The organism is Veillonella sp. 20925_1_51, from assembly GCF_041431445.1.
Taxonomy (GTDB): domain Bacteria; phylum Bacillota; class Negativicutes; order Veillonellales; family Veillonellaceae; genus Veillonella; species Veillonella nakazawae.
Map to the genome: position 1 here is coordinate 64119 of NZ_JAPVXT010000001.1, position 19688 is coordinate 83806.

At 37.3% G+C, this 19688-nt stretch carries 18 protein-coding genes; all 18 read left to right on the forward strand.

Translation table 11 applies throughout. The features are described from left to right. Positions 1-6 precede the first annotated feature (6 nt). The 18 genes from O3607_RS00295 to O3607_RS00380 all read left to right on the forward strand — a co-directional run bounded on the left by O3607_RS00295 (position 7) and on the right by O3607_RS00380 (position 19679). A complete protein-coding gene (locus tag O3607_RS00295) occupies positions 7-285 on the forward strand; it encodes a DUF1294 domain-containing protein (protein ID WP_129822876.1) in 279 nt (92 codons plus the stop codon). A gap of 84 nt (positions 286-369) precedes the next feature. Further along, positions 370-1806 (forward strand): glucose-6-phosphate isomerase, encoded by a 1437-nt coding sequence (locus O3607_RS00300; RefSeq protein ID WP_129822878.1) that lies wholly within the window; start codon positions 370-372, stop codon positions 1804-1806. 9 nt (positions 1807-1815) lie between these two features. Continuing rightward, positions 1816-2805 carry a UDP-glucose 4-epimerase GalE gene (galE, locus tag O3607_RS00305; RefSeq protein ID WP_287539293.1) on the forward strand — a complete coding sequence of 330 codons (990 nt, stop codon included), beginning with the start codon at positions 1816-1818 and terminating at the stop codon, positions 2803-2805. 129 nt (positions 2806-2934) lie between these two features. Continuing rightward, positions 2935-3795 carry a hypothetical protein gene (locus tag O3607_RS00310; RefSeq protein ID WP_371443150.1) on the forward strand — a complete coding sequence of 287 codons (861 nt, stop codon included), beginning with the start codon at positions 2935-2937 and terminating at the stop codon, positions 3793-3795. Then, positions 3777-5042, forward strand: a complete 1266-nt coding sequence (locus O3607_RS00315; protein ID WP_371443151.1) for a type II secretion system protein GspD — start codon at positions 3777-3779, stop codon at positions 5040-5042. Before O3607_RS00310 ends, O3607_RS00315 begins: the two co-directional genes overlap by 19 nt. A gap of 28 nt (positions 5043-5070) precedes the next feature. Continuing rightward, positions 5071-6990, forward strand: coding sequence for an ABC-F family ATP-binding cassette domain-containing protein (locus tag O3607_RS00320; RefSeq protein WP_371443152.1), 1920 nt, complete (start codon positions 5071-5073; stop codon positions 6988-6990). Between the two features lie 109 nt (positions 6991-7099). After that, positions 7100-8248 carry an ABC transporter substrate-binding protein gene (locus tag O3607_RS00325; protein ID WP_371443153.1) on the forward strand — a complete coding sequence of 383 codons (1149 nt, stop codon included), beginning with the start codon at positions 7100-7102 and terminating at the stop codon, positions 8246-8248. Positions 8249-8265: 17 nt separating this feature from the next. Next, on the forward strand, positions 8266-9147 hold the full coding sequence (locus tag O3607_RS00330) for a branched-chain amino acid ABC transporter permease (RefSeq protein WP_060924778.1): 882 nt from the start codon (positions 8266-8268) through the stop codon (positions 9145-9147). Then, positions 9147-10157, forward strand: coding sequence for a branched-chain amino acid ABC transporter permease (locus tag O3607_RS00335; protein ID WP_060924777.1), 1011 nt, complete (start codon positions 9147-9149; stop codon positions 10155-10157). Before O3607_RS00330 ends, O3607_RS00335 begins: the two co-directional genes overlap by 1 nt. Positions 10158-10168: 11 nt before the next feature. Further along, positions 10169-10930 carry an ABC transporter ATP-binding protein gene (locus tag O3607_RS00340; protein WP_060924776.1) on the forward strand — a complete coding sequence of 254 codons (762 nt, stop codon included), beginning with the start codon at positions 10169-10171 and terminating at the stop codon, positions 10928-10930. Position 10931: 1 nt separating this feature from the next. Beyond that, a complete protein-coding gene (locus O3607_RS00345) occupies positions 10932-11642 on the forward strand; it encodes an ABC transporter ATP-binding protein (RefSeq protein WP_060924775.1) in 711 nt (236 codons plus the stop codon). A 419-nt stretch (positions 11643-12061) separates the two neighbouring features. Continuing rightward, a complete protein-coding gene (locus O3607_RS00350; protein ID WP_060924774.1) occupies positions 12062-12805 on the forward strand; it encodes a polysaccharide biosynthesis/export family protein in 744 nt (247 codons plus the stop codon). A gap of 36 nt (positions 12806-12841) precedes the next feature. After that, positions 12842-14668: a polysaccharide biosynthesis protein gene (locus O3607_RS00355; protein ID WP_371443154.1), complete on the forward strand. Its 1827-nt coding sequence runs from the start codon at positions 12842-12844 to the stop codon at positions 14666-14668. A gap of 119 nt (positions 14669-14787) precedes the next feature. After that, positions 14788-16233, forward strand: a complete 1446-nt coding sequence (locus O3607_RS00360) for a GumC family protein (protein WP_371443155.1) — start codon at positions 14788-14790, stop codon at positions 16231-16233. 1 nt (position 16234) lies between these two features. Then, positions 16235-16846: a CpsD/CapB family tyrosine-protein kinase gene (locus tag O3607_RS00365; RefSeq protein WP_005387020.1), complete on the forward strand. Its 612-nt coding sequence runs from the start codon at positions 16235-16237 to the stop codon at positions 16844-16846. A 69-nt stretch (positions 16847-16915) separates the two neighbouring features. Next, entirely contained in the window at positions 16916-18121 is a 1206-nt protein-coding gene (locus O3607_RS00370) for a DegT/DnrJ/EryC1/StrS family aminotransferase (RefSeq protein WP_371443156.1), read from the forward strand. Then, the gene (locus O3607_RS00375; RefSeq protein ID WP_316592474.1) at positions 18115-18801 is read left to right on the forward strand and encodes a sugar transferase; all 687 of its coding nucleotides are present in this window, start codon (positions 18115-18117) and stop codon (positions 18799-18801) included. The genes O3607_RS00370 and O3607_RS00375 overlap by 7 nt, the downstream gene beginning before the upstream one ends. An 11-nt stretch (positions 18802-18812) precedes the next feature. Then, positions 18813-19679: a LicD family protein gene (locus O3607_RS00380; RefSeq protein ID WP_308518997.1), complete on the forward strand. Its 867-nt coding sequence runs from the start codon at positions 18813-18815 to the stop codon at positions 19677-19679. Positions 19680-19688: the final 9 nt, after the last annotated feature.

The window sequence follows — 19688 nt, forward strand, 5'->3', positions numbered from 1 at the left end:
GGGGACATGAGTGATACACAATTTTGGGTTACTGTAGGCGTATGGAATCTAATTGTATTTAGTATGTATGGCTATGATAAGTTATGTGCTATAAAGGGGTATAATCGAATTTCAGAGTTTACATTATTATTTTTAGCATTTGCCTTTGGCGGCCTTGGTGCTCTATTAGGTATGGTTATTTGGCGTCATAAGACATTAAAGATTAAGTTTAAGCTAGCTATTCCTATCGCATTGTTATGGTCTGTTTATGCAGTGGGTTTTGGCTATGGTTTGTGGGTAAAATGATTGCATAAACTAATATTTTATTCATTGTTTTATGGTATAATGAGTAGAATATTGTACATAAAATGTCAGTAAAGGAGATATTTGATGTTGCGGTTACAATCGGGGTTCGAGTTAGATTACGCTAACATATATAATGAAAGTTGCATACAAGAACGAGACGTAAATAACTTTGAGCGTGCTATACAAAATGTTTGGCGTCATACAAATATTTTGCGTTCTACTGGCTTTGAAGAAGGACATGTTTCTAAGGATGGCTTGCCTGAACCGGTATTGTTTTACCAACTTCCTTATATTTCAGAAGATGGTATCAATACACCTGCAATGTTGAAACGACTTTATGAACTGCGGGACTATGCTCGCCATAATATTGACACAGTTGTATCTGTAGGCATTGGTGGCTCTTACTTGGGTAGTAAGGTTATTTTCGATGTCCAATGTGGTGCGTTTTGGAATAATCTTAGTACGGAAGAACGAAACGGATATCCACGCATGTATTTTGCAGGCTTTAATGTAGATGGTGACTATTTAGCTGGTCTTATTCGCACTTTAGAGTACCAAGCTCAGACAAAAGGATCAGACTATAAGGTGATGCTCGTTATTACATCTAAGTCAGGTTCTACCATCGAGCCAATGGCTAACTTCATGATTTTGGAAAAAGCTTTACAAGATCGTAATATAAATTATGAAGTGGTAGCTGTTACCGATATGTCTGATGATGAACATCCTACAGTTTTACGCTCTATGGCAATAGAGAATCATTGGAAGACCTATAGCATTCCTTATGGTGTAGGTGGTCGTTTCTCTGTATTTACTGAAGTAGGTTTTGTTACAGCTGCTCTCGTAGGATTTGATATTGAAGGTTTCTTGGCAGGTGCAGCTTCAATGGATGCGGCCTGTCAAGAAGAGGATATTTTTAAAAATCCTGCTTTATTAAGTGCTTTACTAAAATATATTGCGTCTGAACGGTACGGTCGTATTATTGAGGTGTTTATGCCTTATGGGGAAGCGCTTCACTCCTTATCTGATTGGTATGTACAACTATTATCCGAATCTTTAGGGAAGATGAGTAATACTTGCTTACCATATGGTCGTACGCCGGTTGCTGCAGTAGGGACTATGGATATGCATGCTCAAGTACAAGAGCATCAAGAGGGCCGTCTTAATAAGGTGGTTCAATTTATTAAGGTTAAGGATTGGAAACATAATCTTGTAGTGCCTAATACACATAGTAAATATGAACGATTACAAGCACTTGGAAATGTAGGTATTTGTGATATTTTGAATATTGCTTTAGATGCTAATAGAGAGGCCTTATCTAGCGATAATCGTTTTAATATGACGATAACTGTACCAACATTAAATTCATTCCATTTAGGGGAAATTATGTTTATGCATTGTTGGGCAGTTTATTTCGAGTCTATTTTTGCTGGTGTTGATGCCTTTGACCAACCAGGTGTTGAGGTCTATAAACGTCTCATCGGGCCTAAATTAGCTCGTGCAAAGGATACACATAATTCATAAGGGGGAACTATGAATATTTTAGTAACAGGTGGTGCTGGCTATATTGGGAGTCATACTGTACGTGCTCTAGAACAATCCGGTTACACACCGATTATTGTAGATAATTTATCTAGAGGGCATGTAGAATCTATTCCTGAAGGGGTTACATTCTACAATATGGATATTGCAGATCCTAAGTTAGTAGATATTATGAAAGAGCATCATATCATTGGGGTTATGCATTTCGCTGCCCATTCTCAAGTTGGAGAATCAATGGTAAATCCAGCTATTTATTATGAAAATAATGTAGTTGGCTCCTATCACCTTATTGAATCTGCTCGTACTGCGGGTGTAAAACATTTTGTGTTTTCTAGTACGGCTGCTGTATATGGCGAACCAGAGGTAGTGCCAATTCGTGAAGATGCTCAATTGCATCCTACAAATGTATATGGTCGTACTAAGCTAATGATTGAAGAAATGTTATCTGACTATAGTTCTATTTATGGTTCTACTTATGTTGCATTGCGCTACTTCAATGCGGCAGGTGCCGATCCATCTGGTACGATTGGGGAAGACCATCATCCAGAGACTCATTTGATTCCACTTGTGCTCGATGCGGCTCGTGGTAAAAGAGAGTACATTACTGTTTTTGGTACTGATTATAATACAGCTGATGGTACATGTGTGCGCGACTATATTCATGTTAATGATTTGGCAGCTGCTCACGTTTTGGCTATGGATTATCTACGTAAAGGCGGCGAGTCCCAAGTATTTAATCTTGGTAGCGGAAATGGCTTCTCCGTAAAAGAAATCATTGAAACTGCAAAAGAGGTTACAGGCATCGATATTCCTGTTCAATATGGTGATCGTCGTGCTGGGGACCCTGGTACATTGATTGCTTCTTCTGAAAAGATTAAAAACTTACTTGGTTGGGACCCTAAATTTAGTAATGTAGCTGATGTTATTAAGGATGCTTGGAAATGGCATACATCTCATCCAGAGGGTTTTAATAGTAAATAAAATGAGCACGAATCGACTTGATTTGTCAATATAATGAATGACTCTATTAGTCACCTAGGTGACTGGTAGAGTCATTTTTTTGTAGGAATTTAAAAGGACCTCCTAGAAATAGTCTGCAGGAGGTGAATTATGAACTTACAAGACTATATAGAACAGATCAAAGGCTGGATTGTTAGACAATGTTTTCTTATACGACACTATCGAATTGTAATTTTTATATTCTTTATACTGGCTTTAGCAATGATAGCAGCTGGTATTTTTTATCCTCACAAAGATGAACATATCGATATTAATTCAGCACAATCAGAGGATACTATTGATAATCAAAGGCAGGTAGATGCAAAAGAGCAGTCATCAAAGAGAGCTAATAAAAAAAGAAATGGTAACAATAACGGAAAATCTAGTAAAGCTGGTGTGGATAATAAGGCCGGACATGATGAGAAAGATGACTCTATTGTTAAAGGACGCTTACTATATGATGTGAGTAGTGTAGAACGGCCTCATCCTTGGCGAGAGGTCTTTAAGGATATTTCTAGTACCGATTTATTAAGTCAAAGTGATGAGATGAAAGATATGGATAACGATTTAGATACTATTAGTAATGATGAAACATCACTTAGTGATAGTAAAAAAATAAGTAATAAAAGAACTTCACGGCGGCATAGAAGTACTAAGAATAAAAATATAAAAACGGATAGAAAGAATAAAGATTGGAATAGCAATATGATCCATGATGATACTAATAACTATAGTAATGAAAGTGTTCACTCCAGAACAAGTATTAATTCTAACGCGTTGACTTTAGAACAACCAATTGAACTGGTGGGCATCATTGAAGGGAATCAAAATATAGCTATTTTACGAAAAGGCTCAGAGGAACAGATGGTTACGGTAGGGAGTAGTTGGCAAGGAATATCTGTATCTAATATTACTGTAAGTGGTGTAGAAATCATTGAAGGAGGTTCGTCGCGATGGCTAAAAATCGAGTGATCATAAAAATAGTTATATTAATAGTTGCACTAATATATTTTTTATTAGCACAAATGTTAGTTGTAACAGGAAATACTATAGAAGATAACTTAATAAAAAATGTAGGAAATAATGCAACAAATAATTCAGTAAAGAGCGTAGAACCTAATAAAGATAAAGAAACAATTACAATATCTGTACGCAATGCCTCTTTAAAGGATAGTGTGTTAGGTATTTGTCGCAGTTATGGTATATCAGTTATCGGAGTAGAGTCATTAAAGGGCAATATTACGGCAAGTGTAAAAGGAGAGTCTCCAGAAGAGATTATTAAAGAACTAGGGCGGTTATATCATTTTACTGTAACAAAACAACATGAGACTCTTCTTATTGAATCTGAGGATACTGCACTAGAGAATAGAGAGCTCTATGTAGTTTCTCCTGAACATCTGCCTGCAGAGTCTTTATCAAATATAATGGGAACAGTAGTAAAAAATGATAAAATGGCTGTGCTTTCAGAACAAAACGAAGTAATTATGCATTTGACAAGCGGAGAAAAGAGGCGTGTAGAAACCCTAATCAATGCAGTTGACAAGGAACCTAAACAAGTACAATTAGAAGCAACCATCATTGCTATGGAACAATCTTATGCAAAAGAGCAAGGATTTAGATGGTCATGGCTCAGCTTAACTGGACATGGAGAAGATAAGACTAATTCCTATGGGGCTGTTACCTTTGGTAAAACACCAGGTGGTGAAGCTTATAAATTTTTTGTAAAACCAGAACTAAGTCTTATGGAAAGTTCTGGAAAAGCTGTTCTAATAGCTAAACCATCCATTATGGCCCTCAATGGTGAGACAGCACATATATTAATAGGTGAACGTATACCTGTTATAGAAGAAGCAGAGGTGAATGGAGAACGAAAACGTTCTACACGTTATGAAGAAGTTGGTATCAAACTGAACTATACACCAATTATTACCGCTAATGGTGGCGTAGATGCAAAAATTCATGCTGAGGTGAGTACTCCAATTATGGTATCTGAAATGAAAGCCTATAAAATTAGTACGCGGCAAGCACATACAAGAGTGCGTTTACAACCAGGAGAGGTACTCGTTATAGGTGGTCTCATGGACAATCGCGATCAACACCAAATACAAAAGATTCCTATATTAGGAGATATTCCTTTATTGGGGAAATTATTTCGTCATAGTAGAAAAACAAAAGATTCCATAGAAATGTTAATATTAGTGCGCGCAAATGTGGTATAATAAAGGGTAAATGATTAGGAGGTTGTGAATGGAACGCATTCGAATGATAGGCCTTGGAAAATCATTTGGGGTGCGCCAAGTATTTTCCAATGTGTCCTTTGAGATAAAAGAAGGTGATCGCCTAGCTTTAGTAGGTCCTAATGGGGCTGGGAAATCGACCTTATTAAAATGCATATTAGGCTATGAAGATCTTGATGAAGGTAATGTAGTTAAGTCGCCTGTTGCAAGCATTGGCTACTTACAACAAGATGTAAATCTTGGTGATGATAGTTTAGCTACTGAGATTGAAAAGGCATGGACTGATGTACATGCATTGGAAGAACAACTTAAAGAACTTACCACACGCTTAGAAACAGAAGAGGCTAGTGAATCTGATTTACAACGATTAGATTATTTACAAAATCGCCTTGAATGGTTAGGCGGCTATGATTACGAGCAAAAGACTAAGCGCATCATTTATGGTCTTGGCTTTACTGATGAGGATTTAGATAAACCAGCAAGCGCTTTTTCTGGTGGTCAAAAGACTCGAATTAATTTAGCTAAAGCATTGGTACGGCGTCCAGACTTTTTATTCTTAGACGAACCAACTAACCATTTAGATATGGACATGTTAGAGTGGCTTGAAGGGTATTTGTCTGCCTATCATGGCGGGATTCTCATTGTCAGCCATGACCGTTATTTCTTAGACCGTATTGTCACTGGCGTTGTAGAATTGGATAACCATAAGGCTACAACGTATCGTGGTAATTACAGTCGTTATATTCAACAGCGAGATGAACGGTTGAAAGCAGATATGGTAGCCTATGAGAAACAACAGGAGTACATCAAAAAGACAGAGGCTTATATAGATAAATACCGCGCAGGTATTAAATCTAAAATGGCTCGTGGTCGTCAGTCTCAATTGAATCGTTTAGAACGACTTGATGCACCGGTAACTTCACATCATTTACAATTTTCTTTCCCCCCTGCTGCGATGAGTGCCGATAAGGTTCTTGTTCTAGATCATTTATCAGTAGGTTATGGTGAAAATCCTATCATTGATGATATATCACTCGTAGTACGACGTGGAGAATCAGTAGCCCTTATTGGACCTAACGGGGCTGGTAAATCGACACTCGTAAAAACTATAGTAGGTGAATTATTCCCTGAGAATGGTCACGTAGATATCGGTAACCGCGTACAAGTGGGATACTTCTCACAAGAACATGAGGAATTACATGATTCTTGGCAGGTAGTAGAAGAGGTTATGAACCATTTTAACTATACTGAAGAAAAAGCCCGCAATGTATTAGGCTCATTCCTTTTTAAAGGGGATGATGTATTTAAGCTTGTAGGAGACTTATCCGGTGGTGAGAGAGCTCGGTTAGCATTGTTAAAATTATTCCTTCAAGGAGATAATTTCCTTATCTTAGACGAACCGACAAATCATTTAGATATTCCAACGCGTGAAATTGTGGAAGAAGCATTACAACAATTTGAAGGTACTTGCTTTATTATTTCTCATGACAGATATTTTTTGGATCAAGTTTCTACAAAAACCATTGTTCTAGATGATGGGAAAATTACTGAATATCTCGGTAATTATTCGTATTACAAAGAAAAGTTAAAAGAACAGGAAGATTTGTTAGCCATAGCTAACGAGCAAAACTTAGAAAATAGTGTTAGTGATAATAAACATACTTCTATTAATGAATCTATACTTTCAGTAGAAGAATCTACAGAGGGATCGCAGAAGAAACCGAACGCCTATATGATAGAAAAGCAATTAGCTGAGGTGGAATCTGAAATTGCCCGATTAGAAGCAACTATGAAAATGTATGAAGTTCAATTAGCTAATCCTGTAGTACAGCAAGATTTAGATGAAATGTCCAAAATTTCCATACAAATTGAATCAACACAAAGTGAGTTAGATGCATTGTATGAGAAATGGGAACGACTATCTGAATAACTTATAATAGTATATATTATTATAGAGTTATTTTAATTGACAAAAAATTAAAAAATCTAATAATATAGATATAGATTTAAAGTTTTATGTTTCAAAGGAAAGGTGTAGCATGAATAAATCCATGTTAAAAAAAGCAGCCATTTTTGGTCTTGCTGGTGTAATGGCAGTTGCTGCTGGTTGTGGCAGTAATAAAGATGCAGGTAATGCAAATAGCAATGAAGCTAAAATTGCATTGTTAACAACAACAACTGGTGGTGCAGCGGCATATGGTGAATCCATTAAAGCTGGTGCAGAATTGGCAGTAAGCGAAATCAACGCTGATGCAAATGCTGTTAAAATCAACTTGTTAGTAGAAGATACTAAAGGTGATAAAAACGAAGCTATCAATGCAATGAATAAAGTAATTTCTAAAGATAAAGTTGTAGCTGTTATTGGCCCAATGTTATCTGGCGAAATGATGGCAGCAGGTCCTGTAGCAAACAAAAGCAAAATCGTAGCTCTTGGCACATCTACAACTGCTGAAGGTATTACAGATATCGGCGATTACATTTTCCGTAACGCTGTACCAGAATCCTTGGCAGTAGATACTGCAATTAAAGAAGCACATAAAACTTTAGGCTTCAAAACTGCAGCTATTATGTACTCCAACAACAATGACCAAATGGTATCTGTAAATAATACAGCTCGTAAAGCATTGGAAGCTGAAGGTGTACAAATTGTTGATACTGAAACATTTGCAGATAAAGATACTGACTTCTCTGCACAATTAACTAAGATTCAACAAGCAAAACCTGATGTTATCGTAGTTGCTTCTCTTTACCAAGAAGGCGCATTAATCATGAAAAAGATGCGTGAAATGGGTATGAATCAACCTGTAATTGGTTCTAATGGTTTCAACAGCCCTGAATTCATTAAAATTGCAGGCGCTGCAGCTGATGATGTTATCGTAGGTACACCTTGGTTCCCTAACAAAGACGATCAAAAGGTAAAAGACTTCCGTAAAGCTTACAAAGATAAATACGGTAAAGAACCAGACCAATTCGCAGCTCAAGCTTATGATGCTGTATACCTCTATGAAGCAGCTTTGAAAAAAGCAGGTTCTACTACAGATCGTGAAAAATTCCGCGATGCTTTGAAAAATATTGCTGACTTCGTTGGTGTAACTGGTCAATTCAAGTTCAACGAAAAACGTGACCCTTCCATGGAAGTTCAAGTTTTACAAATTAAAAACGGTCAATTTGACGCATTAAAAAAATAAAAAGTTGAGGTAATATAGTGTTTTTACAACAATTAGTTAACGGGTTAACCCTCGGTAGCTTATATGCTGTACTCGCTATTGGCTTAACACTTGTGTTTGGCGTTTTAAATATCATCAACATGGCACACGGAGGCATCTTTATGATAGGTGCCTTCGTTGGTCTTTTTATGGTAACTGTTTTTGACGTTAACATTTTTGTAGCCCTTATCGTAGCTATGGCTGTCGGTGCTATCCTCGGTTATCTTTTAGAATTTGTGGCGCTTCGTCCACTACGTAAGAAAAAGGTGTCTCACTTGGCACCACTTATTAGTACTATTGGTGTTTCTATTTTTCTTGAAAGTTTGGCATTATTGCTTTGGGGCCCTCAAACAAGATCTTTCCCACCAGATTATATTGGTGGTCTAATCGACTTTGGAGCTTTCAAAATTTCCATGGTACAAATTATCGGTTTAGGTGTTTCTGTTATTTTAATGCTAATTCTTAATATAGTTATTAAGAAAACTAAAATTGGTAAGGCTATTCGTGCCGTATCTATGAGCACAGAAACAGCGGCTCTCTTGGGCATTAATCCAACAATGATTATATCTGTTACTGTTATGATTGCATCTGCCTTGGGTGCAGCTGCAGGTGTATTGGTAGGCTTGTCCTTTAATGCTATTGAGCCTACTATGGGTGTTATTATTGGATTTAAAGGCCTTGCCGTACTTATCTTAGGTGGTCTTGGTAATATTACAGGCGCCATGGTTGGTGGTTTTATTTTAGGCGTAGCAGAAATCTTCTCTGTTGCATATGGAGCCTCTACATTCCGTGACGCAGTGGCCTTTGGCCTCATCATCCTATTATTATTCTGGCGCCCACAAGGCTTGTTTGGTTCTAAAGATAAAGGGGGTAGACCTTAATGGATTTATTAAACCCGTATTATCTACAGATCGTGATGTTCTTCATCATCAATGCCATCATGGGTATTTCTATTTACTTCACACTTGCAAGTGGTCAGCTTTCTTTAGGGGCTGCTGGTTTTATGAGTGTTGGTGCATACGTAGGGGCTATCCTTTCTTTGAAAGCTGATTTGCCTATCATTGTAGGCATCATTATTGGTGGCCTAGTTGCTAGCCTTGTAGCCGTTATTATTGGCTTACCAACAACACGTCTTCGCGGTTTATATCTTGCCATTGCTACTCTTGGTTTTGGCGAAGTTGTGCGTGTTATTTTCTTGAATTTGGACATTACTAATGGTGCGTTAGGCCTTTCTGGTATTCCATCTATTCCTCAAGAATTAACAAATTTAGCCTATGAACTTGATATCGATGGTTTAATGGGCATTGATGCTGTTGCATGGGGCAACTTAATGGCTATTATTATTCTATTGGCAATCTTAGTAGTGATTATTGCCTTCTGTATACGTATTAATAATAGTCGTGTGGGCCGTGCCTTTGCAGCGATTAAGGCGGATGATCATGCAGCAGAATTAATGGGGATTAACGTTGTATACTACAAGATGATGGCATTTATCATTGGTGCTTTCATCGCCGGTATTGGCGGTGGTTTGTATGCTCATATTACAAACTTTATTAATCCTACAGACTTTAGCTACCATAAGGTAGTACAAATCTTATTATTCCCAGTATTTGGTGGTTCTAATGTAGTATGGGGTTCCGTATTAGGCTCCTTCATTCTTACATTATTGCCAGAAGTATTACGCTTCTTATCCGACTATCGGGACATCATCTACGGTGCATTACTAGTCATCTTGATGGCAGTTCGTCCAGATGGTATTTTAACAGAATCTATGGTAGACAAAATTAGTCGTAAATTAGGCTTTAAGAAAGCACCATATATTCCTGAATCACAAGTATTAACAGAACGTTTTGAAGCGTATAAACGTAAACAAGAAGAAAAACAAGGATAGGAGGGAACTGAATGCTATTAGAATTGAATGACGTAAGTAAAAGCTTTGGTGGCGTTGCAGCTCTCACAGGTATATCCTTTGGTGTAAAACAAGGTGAAGTATTTGGTGTTATTGGGCCAAATGGTGCTGGTAAAACTACATTATTTAACTTGATTACTGGTGTATTCCCTGTAAGTTCTGGCGAAATCGTATTTGATGGTATGTCTGTTGTAGGCATCAAGCCGCATAGAACTGTTGAAATGGGGATTGCTCGTACGTTCCAAAATATTCGTCTTTTTGGTAATATGACAGCTCTTGAAACTGTATTAACTGGTATGCATTGTCGTACTGGGTCTGGTTTCTTGTCTAGCTTCTTGAAAACAAAACGTCAACGCATCGAAGAAGAGCGTTGTCGTGGCATTGCGTATGAATTTTTAAAACTCGTAGGTCTTGAAGAAGATGCTGAAGAGGTTGCTACATCTTTGCCTTATGGTAAACAACGTCGCCTTGAAATTGCTCGTGCCTTGGCTACACATCCTCAATTAATTTTGTTAGATGAACCAGCAGCAGGTATGAATGATAGTGAAACAGAAGCGTTACGCCAATTGATTGGTAAAATTCGCGACCTTGGTATTACTGTTGTAGTTATTGAACATGCCATGGAATTAATGATGAATATTTGTGATCGTTTGGTAGTGTTCAACTTTGGTAAAAAGATTGCTGAAGGTACACCTCAAGAAATTCAAAACAATGAGGCTGTAATTGAAGCTTACTTAGGGAAAGAGGAGGCGTAATATGTTAAAGCTAGAAAACATCGTGGCTGGTTATGGACATATTACAGCCTTAAAAGATATCAGTTTAGAAGTACCACAAGGTTCTATTGTATCCTTGATTGGTGCTAATGGTGCTGGTAAGTCTACAACTATGAAGACCATAATGGGCCTTGTAAAGCCAACATCTGGTAAAGTATTATTTGAAGGCCAAGATATTACTGGTCATAAAACACATCAAATTGTACATGGTGGTATTTCATTAGTTCCAGAAGGTCGCCAAATCCTTCAAGATATGAGCGTTTATGAAAACCTTGAAATGGGCGCTTATATCCGCAACGATAATGAGATTGAAGAAGATATTAAAAAAGTATTTAAACGCTTCCCAATCCTTGATGAACGTAGTTATCAATTAGGTGGTACTCTATCTGGTGGTCAACAGCAAATGTTGGCTATTGGTCGCGCCCTTATGGCACGTCCAAAATTGTTATTATTGGATGAACCATCTATGGGTCTTGCACCATTAGTAGTAAACGAAATCTTTGAAACTATCAAAGAGATTAGTGCTGAAGGAACTACGGTTCTCTTGGTAGAACAAAATGTACGACAAGCATTAAAAATAGCTGATTATGCGTATGTATTGGAAACAGGTAAGATGGTATTATCTGGTCCTGCTGACGAAGTACGTCATGATCCTCGCGTTATGGAAGCATATTTAGGCGGTCGTGTTGAATAATTAATACTTTGAGTCGATAGACTTATCTAAAATTTTTAATAAGGTGTATATACTAGAAAACTAGTATATACACCTTATTTTTTTATTTAATCAATAAAATTGATGAGTGTTTGATGATTTTATGAATCGACTATGAATTGAGTTTATATATTTTTTATTTATATATCTAAAATTAATGAAAAAAACGAGTGAAATATGAGTGAAATGCGTAAAAAAATACACATAATTAAATGGTAAAAACCTTATATTTACGCGATTTATTCTTAAAGGTTTAATGAAGTTAGCTCAGAACGGTCTGTGTTTATGGAAGAAAGTTTAAAATAATGATAAAATGACTTAACCGATTTTTTAGGATTAATAATTCTAAAAAAATAAAGTGTTGTATTGAGTGAGTTGCATGTAAATCAAAGAGGTAAAATATGAATAAAAAACAGTATATGATGATGGCCGCATTCTTATGTGCCACAACAACATCCATGGCTGCACCTGTTAATGTAACAGCTGAACAGTCTTACGATTCTAAAATATTACAAACTGAAGGACACGCACCACTAGAAACTAGTGCATCTGTAGTGAGCTCTGATAAGGTGTATCGTCTACGACAAGGTGATGAACTAACTATTCAAGTTGTACAACAAGCAGATCTAGGTACACGTAATGGTAACGATATTATGTACACTGTTCGTCCTGACGGATATGTATCATTCCCTATGGTGGGACCAGTAAAAGCAGATGGTTTAACCGTCGATGAGTTTACCGCCCAATTACAGCAAGGTTTATCTCGGTACATTATTAATCCGGATATTACTGTAAATGTTACAAAACTCGGAGGAGTTCGGGTATACGTATTCGGTGAGATTAATAAGCCTGGTGCTTATACATTGACTAAGTCTAGTACTGTTATTGATGCGATTGGTGCTGCTGGTAGCTTTAACTGGGATACAGCTAAAAAGAAAATTTACTTAATTCATCAAGACAATCCTGAAAAACCAATTCCTATTAATTTAAATCGCATGTTACAAACTGGAGATATGTCCGAAAACTATATTATGCGAGAAGGTGATGTTCTTTACTTGACTAAAAATAGTCGTATTAACTTTGCTCGTGATATTGCTCCAATTTTGACTGGTGCATACATGGTATCACGTATCGGTAAGGATTAAGGATAGGGTTTATCTCACATATAAGGGGGCGTTCTTTTGCGTTCATATTTATTACCAGCCATACTATTTATTGCCGATATTGCGACGATTGTTATTGTTGCTTTCATTAGTTTATTTATTAGATTTGATGGCTATATAGAACCTCGATATATTGATCAAATGGTAGACGCATTGCCAATATTGCTGATTTCGTATATGTTGATGTTCTTGCTTATGCATCTATATACGCGTATTTGGCGTTATGCAGGGATGCGAGAGGTATTGGCAGTATTTGTCGCTACGACAGTAGGTACAGCAATCTTTTACTCCTCTATGTTTGTATTTGGTAAATCATTACCAAGATCAATCTATTTTATTACTTGGTTCCTTACAACTGGTGCAGTAGGTATGGGACGTATGTTGCTACATTATGTGGCGCTTCATTATAGCAGTGGTGATGATGGTGAAAGTGGTCAAGTGAATACGTTGATCATTGGTGCTGGCGATGCAGGGGCAACTATTGCTCGTGAAATTGAACGGTATCATAAGCGCTCTCGTCGAATCATTGGCTTTGTAGATGATGATATGTTCAAACATAACCGCCTTATGAATGGCTTTAGAATTTTAGGTAATCGTGAAGATATTCCAATGCTTGTAGCAAGATATAAGGTTGAAGAAATTATCATTGCTATGCCATCGGTAAAGCGTGATGTTATTCGAGAAATCATGGAAATCTGCTCACCTCTAAAATGTAAAATCAACACATTACCTGGGATGTACCAATTATTAGATGATGAGGTTTTAGTATCTCATTTGCATCCTATTTCCATTGAAGATTTATTGGAACGTGATGAGATTCATCTCGACACATCAAAAGTAGAACCATATTTAAAAGATAAAGTCGTTCTTGTTACGGGAGCAGGTGGTTCTATTGGCTCTGAAATTTGTCGTCAAGTATTACGGGTTAGACCTAAAAAACTATTGTTACTAGGTCATGGTGAAAATAGTATTTATCTTATTCACCAAGAGTTGCGTTCAATTGTAACTGAAGGTACATTGGTTCCCATTATTGCTGATATTCGAGATAAAAATCAGTTAGACCAAATCTTTACCGATTATGAACCAGATGTAGTATTCCATGCAGCAGCTCATAAACATGTACCGCTTATGGAAATCCAACCGATTGCAGCGGTGTTAAATAATATTTATGGCACTCGTAATGTGGCAGATGTAGCAGGCGCACATGGTGTTGAGCGCTTCGTTATGATTTCCACAGATAAAGCGGTAAATCCAACAAGTGTTATGGGGGCTACGAAACGGGTGGCAGAAAAGGTTGTACTTGGTATGAATCACAAGTACGATACAAAGTTTATTACCGTTCGCTTTGGTAATGTTCTTGGTAGTCGCGGTTCTGTTATTCCATTATTCCGCACACAAATTGAAGCTGGTGGACCTGTAACAGTTACAGATCCTGAAATGACTCGTTACTTTATGACTATTCCAGAAGCAAGCCAACTTGTATTACAAGCTGGTGCAATGGGAAATGGTGGTGAAGTGTTCTTATTAGATATGGGTGAACCAGTAAAAATTGTTGATTTAGCGAAAAATATGATTCGTCTGTCTGGATTTGAGCCTGATAAAGATATTCGCATTGAGTTTACTGGTTTGCGTCCAGGTGAAAAGCTATATGAAGAATTATTAACTGCTGAAGAAGGTACTAATACAACTACACATAAGAAAATCTTTGAAGCTGCCTTAGAAGATGTAGATCAAGAATGGTTAAGTGGTGAAATCGATCGCTTTGAAACATGCAAATCTGATTTGGATGTAATCAATGTATTGCAAGATATTGTTCCTACATATAATCCAAATCATAATGTATAACAATTTATTTATAATTATTTATTTAGAACTGTAATCTACGTGAGAGGGAGATTACAGTTACTATTCCTAAGAGGGAGAGACCCTGTTGTTTGTAAACTTTCACAGAAAGGGGTATATGGGTGGAACAAATTATTGATTTAAAAGAGGTCGGTAGAGTCCTCGTTAAACGTCGCCGTAAGATTATAAATGTAACGGTAGCCTGTATGGTATTAGGGGGTGCGTATGGTTTTTTAGCACCATCTACATATCAATCTACATCTATGTTGCGCATTAAACAATCTCAAGGTTTGAGTAACTCTGTTTTATCAAGTGCTAATGGCTATTCTGATTCTATGGCACGTCAATTGATGAATACAGATGCAGAAATTTTAAAAAGTCGTAATGTTGTAGAACCTGTTATTTCTGCCATTGAAGATCCAGAGGGAACAGGTAAAGTACCAACATATGAAGAATTTGTTAAAACGCGTATTGAAACAAAACCATATAAAGAGACTGAATTGCTACAAGTTAGTGTGACTGGCAAAAGTCCAGAACAAGCACAAGAGGCTAATCAATTATTAATCGATACATTCTTAAAGCGCTTAGCAGACATTTCACATGTTGAGCAACGGACGACACGTGAGTTCTTGCAAAAACGCGTAGTAACTGCAAAAGAAGAATTGGAGCAAGCAGAAAAGAAATTGCAACAATTCCAAGTGGATAATAAGGTTTACTCCACCGCAGATCAAATGAAGGGATTAACGGATAAGATTACCCTTATCGATCGTGAGAAAGCTCAAAATCAACTTGATTTAGAAACAGCGCAAGTAGCGTTGGGCAGTATTAATGAGCAATTAGGTTCTGCTGGTAAAAGTATTGCTGACAGTGCTACCGTTCAGGCTTATAAAGGGCAACTAGCCGATTTAGAATCTCGTAAGGCCTCCTATGTTGGCAAATATACTGATGAGCATCCTGCGATGAAAGAACTTAACCAACAAATTGAAGAAGCAAAAAGCGGCTTAAATGCTGAGATTAATGCTATTGCAACCCAACAAGCACCATCTAGCAATTCTGCTCAACAAGGTTTGTTGGCCGATAAATTCAGAAATGAAGCGGCTTTAGCCGTAGCACAAGGCAAAGAGTCTACATTGGCTGAACTTGATAAAGAAAACGAAGAGGCTATGAAAAACTTACCAGAAAAAGAACGTGGTTATATTCAAGCCAAACGTGATGTAGATGTAGCACAAGATATTTACGAAATGCTATCTAAACGCTTAGAAGAAGCCAAGGTAGCAGAAGTAATGGTGCCAAATGAAGTGCAAATCGTAGATGCTCCTACATTGCCAGAAAAAGCTATTGCTCCTCGTAAAGTACTTATTTTATTAGGCTCTGCAATTTTAGGAATTATTCTTGGTTGCCTTTACACATTGGGTCAGTTCTTCTGTAATCGCAAGGTTCAATCCGTACAAGAAATCAATGAGATTCTTGGTATTGAAAACTTAGGTGTCATTCCAAATCATGAAGAAAAGGAATATGAAGAACCAAGTAATCGTGTTGTAGCATTGTGGCGTAAAGTGAGAGGTTAATATGATTAGACTAATTTCTAATGAGCGTGGTGATACACCACTTGTAGAAGCATATCGTACATTGCGCAGCAATTTACAATACGTATGTAATCAACATAAATGTAAGATCATTTGTATCACCGCTGCTACTAGTGGAGAAGGCACCTCTGAGGTAGCGGCTAATACGGCATTAGCTTTATCGAAGAATAATAACAAAGTTCTTTTGGTAGATGGTAATTTACGTAATCCAGTTCAGCACGTAGTATTCAACGTGCAAAATAAAGGCCTTACTAACGCAGTTATTATGGATGAAGATTTGACGATTCATCGCAATATTGTCCCTCATCTAGATGTACTTACTGCAGGCGAAATAGTTGAACATCCTTCTGAAGTCGTAGATTCTAGTAAATTATCTACAATTTGGGATTATATCCGCGACGAATATGATGTAGTTATCATTGATACACCACCAGTATTAGATGTTACGGATGCCATTGTATTAGCTGAAAAATCTGACGCTGTTATGCTTGTTGTTAAAACTGAAGTAGCAAGTCCTAACGATTTAATAGAAGCTAAGAAACGACTTACTCAAGTAGGAATTCCTTTATTAGGTTCTATCGTCATTGATGTGTAGTCAATAATTTAATATATACTCCATTAGATAAATCAAGCGTATCGATAAGGTACAGAAAGTAATGAGGTGATGTATATGAAAATTAATTTTTCCCCTCCTGATATTACAGAGTTAGAAATCAATGAAGTTGTTGAAGCCTTAAAGAGTGGTTGGATTACAACTGGACCGCGTACTAAAGAATTGGAAAAAAAGATTGCGGCACAATTAGGTACACCTAAAGCTGTTTGTTTAAACTCTGCTACCGCGGCGCTTGAGATGTCTCTTCGTGTATTAGGTATTGGACCTGGCGATGAAGTTATTACCAGTGCCTATTCCTATACTGCTAGTGCAAGTCCTGTTGTTCATGTAGGGGCTACACTAGTTATTGTAGATACCCAAAAAGATTCATTTGAAATGGATTATGATGCAGTGGCTCGTGCTATTACACCAAAAACAAAGGCAATCATTCCTGTAGATATTGCAGGGGTACCTTGTGATTATGACCGTTTACGCTCTATTGTAAACGAAAAGAAATCGCTATTTACACCTGCCAATGATATTCAAAAAGCATTGGGACATATTCCTATCGTAGCGGACTGTGCCCATTCCTTTGGTGCTTCATACAAAGGTATACCCACTGGTAATGTAGCTGATTTTAGTAGTTTTTCCTTCCACGCAGTAAAGAACTTTACGACTGCCGAAGGGGGCTGTGCTACATGGCGACATATAGATGGTATTGATGATGAAGTCATTTATAAGCAATTCCAATTATTATCTTTGCATGGACAAGATAAGGACGCCCTTGCTAAGACAAAGGCTGGTGCATGGGAATACGATATTAAGGGTACATATTATAAATGTAATATGACCGATATTATGGCGGCTATTGGTTTGGCTCAATTTGAAAGATACCCAAAACTGTTAGAACGACGTAAAGAAATCATCGCAGCTTATGATGCAGGTTTTAAAGATTTACCTGTTACATTGTTACATCATTATACTGATGAGCATCAAAGTAGTGGCCACTTATATTTAGTACGATTAGATGGTCAAGATGCTGAATACCGTAATAAGGTAATTGAAGCTATGGCTGAAGCTGGTATTGCAACCAATGTTCACTATAAGCCAATTCCTATGCATACGGCTTATAAGAACTTAGGATTTACCATTGATGATTATCCAAATGCTTATAATCAATTTAAAAATGAAATTACATTGCCTCTTCATACATTGCTAACGAATGAAGAAGTGCAATATATCATTGAAACATTTAAAAGGATTATTACCGAATGTTAGTAAAAAACTTTCATGATCTACCACAAGCGTTGCAGTGTGAAGAGGTGCGTCCATACTTTGAAATATTGAATCAAAGACGAACAAGCCTTCTTTGTAAAAGCATATTTGACCGTGTTATAGCCGCTGGTATGCTCATTGTTTTAAGTCCTGTATTTTTGGTGTTAGCCATCATGATTAGACGAGATAGCGAAGGGGAGGTCTTCTTCCGCCAAACTCGGGTGACGCAATATGGTCGTACCTTTGGTATCTATAAATTTCGTACCATGGTAAAAAATGCGGAATCATTAGGTGCTCAGGTGACATCACAAAATGATATGCGCGTTACAAAGGTAGGCAATATGCTTCGTAGCTGTCGTCTTGATGAATTGCCTCAGCTAATCAATATCCTATTAGGAGATATGAGCTTTGTTGGTACAAGACCAGAGGTGCCTCGTTATGTGGCGGCCTACACCAATGAAATGAAGGCGACTTTATTATTGCCAGCTGGTGTAACTAGTGTGGCAAGCATTGCCTATAAAGACGAAGATCAACTTTTACAAAATGCTAAAAATGTTGATGAAGTGTATATCAATGAGGTTTTACCAGGCAAAATGGCTTGGAATTTAAAGAGTATTAAAGAGTTTTCGTTTTTACAAGATATTAAAACGATGATTGATACCGTACTAGCTGTTTTACGTTAAGAGAGGTTCCTATGAGTACATCTATGACAAAGGAAATACAAGAAAAAGAGCTTAGTATGTTGCTGTACTTTAAAGAGTTTTGTGACAAACATAATTTGCGCTTTTATCTCTGTGGCGGTGGCCTCATTGGGGCTATACGTCATAATGGTTTTATCCCTTGGGATGACGACTTGGATTTATTTATGCCACGTCCAGATTACGAAAAGTTAGCTGAACTATGGCCTAAGTATGCAGATACAGAACGGTATACCTATTGTCGTACGGATCGGCATCATATCTATCATGATGCAGGTGCTTCTATTAGAGATAATCATACGACATTTATTAATCGACATAGTATGCATGAAGATATTTGTCATGGTTTAGCTCTTGAAATTATGCCTATTGATGGTTGTGCACCACGGAAAATTAGCCGCACCCTACAACTTATGTGGGCTATGACCTTTGCACTTTTTAATGCACAACGATTACCGGATAACAAAGGACCGATGTATCGTGCATTAGCAGGATGTATCTACAAGGTATTCTCTAGTCAGTCATTACGTTACCATATATGGCGCTTTGCAGAAAAGCAAATGACCAAATATGATTTCAATACGAGCAATGAGTGTACTGAGTTAATTGGTAGTTTAAAAGGCATGAAGTTGCGTCATCCTCGAGAAGACTTTGCTTCTGTTGTATATAAAGACTTTGAAGGTCATCAGATACCTGTTATGAAAGGGTATGAAAGATATTTACGTCTTATTTGGGGCGACTATATGCAATTACCACCAGTAGAACAGCGTGTAGCAAAACATGATGCTGTTTTTGCTGATTTACATACTCCTTACAAGGAGTATAGAGGCATACATTATGCCAAGAACGAAGCTCAACCTTAAGGAGGGCCT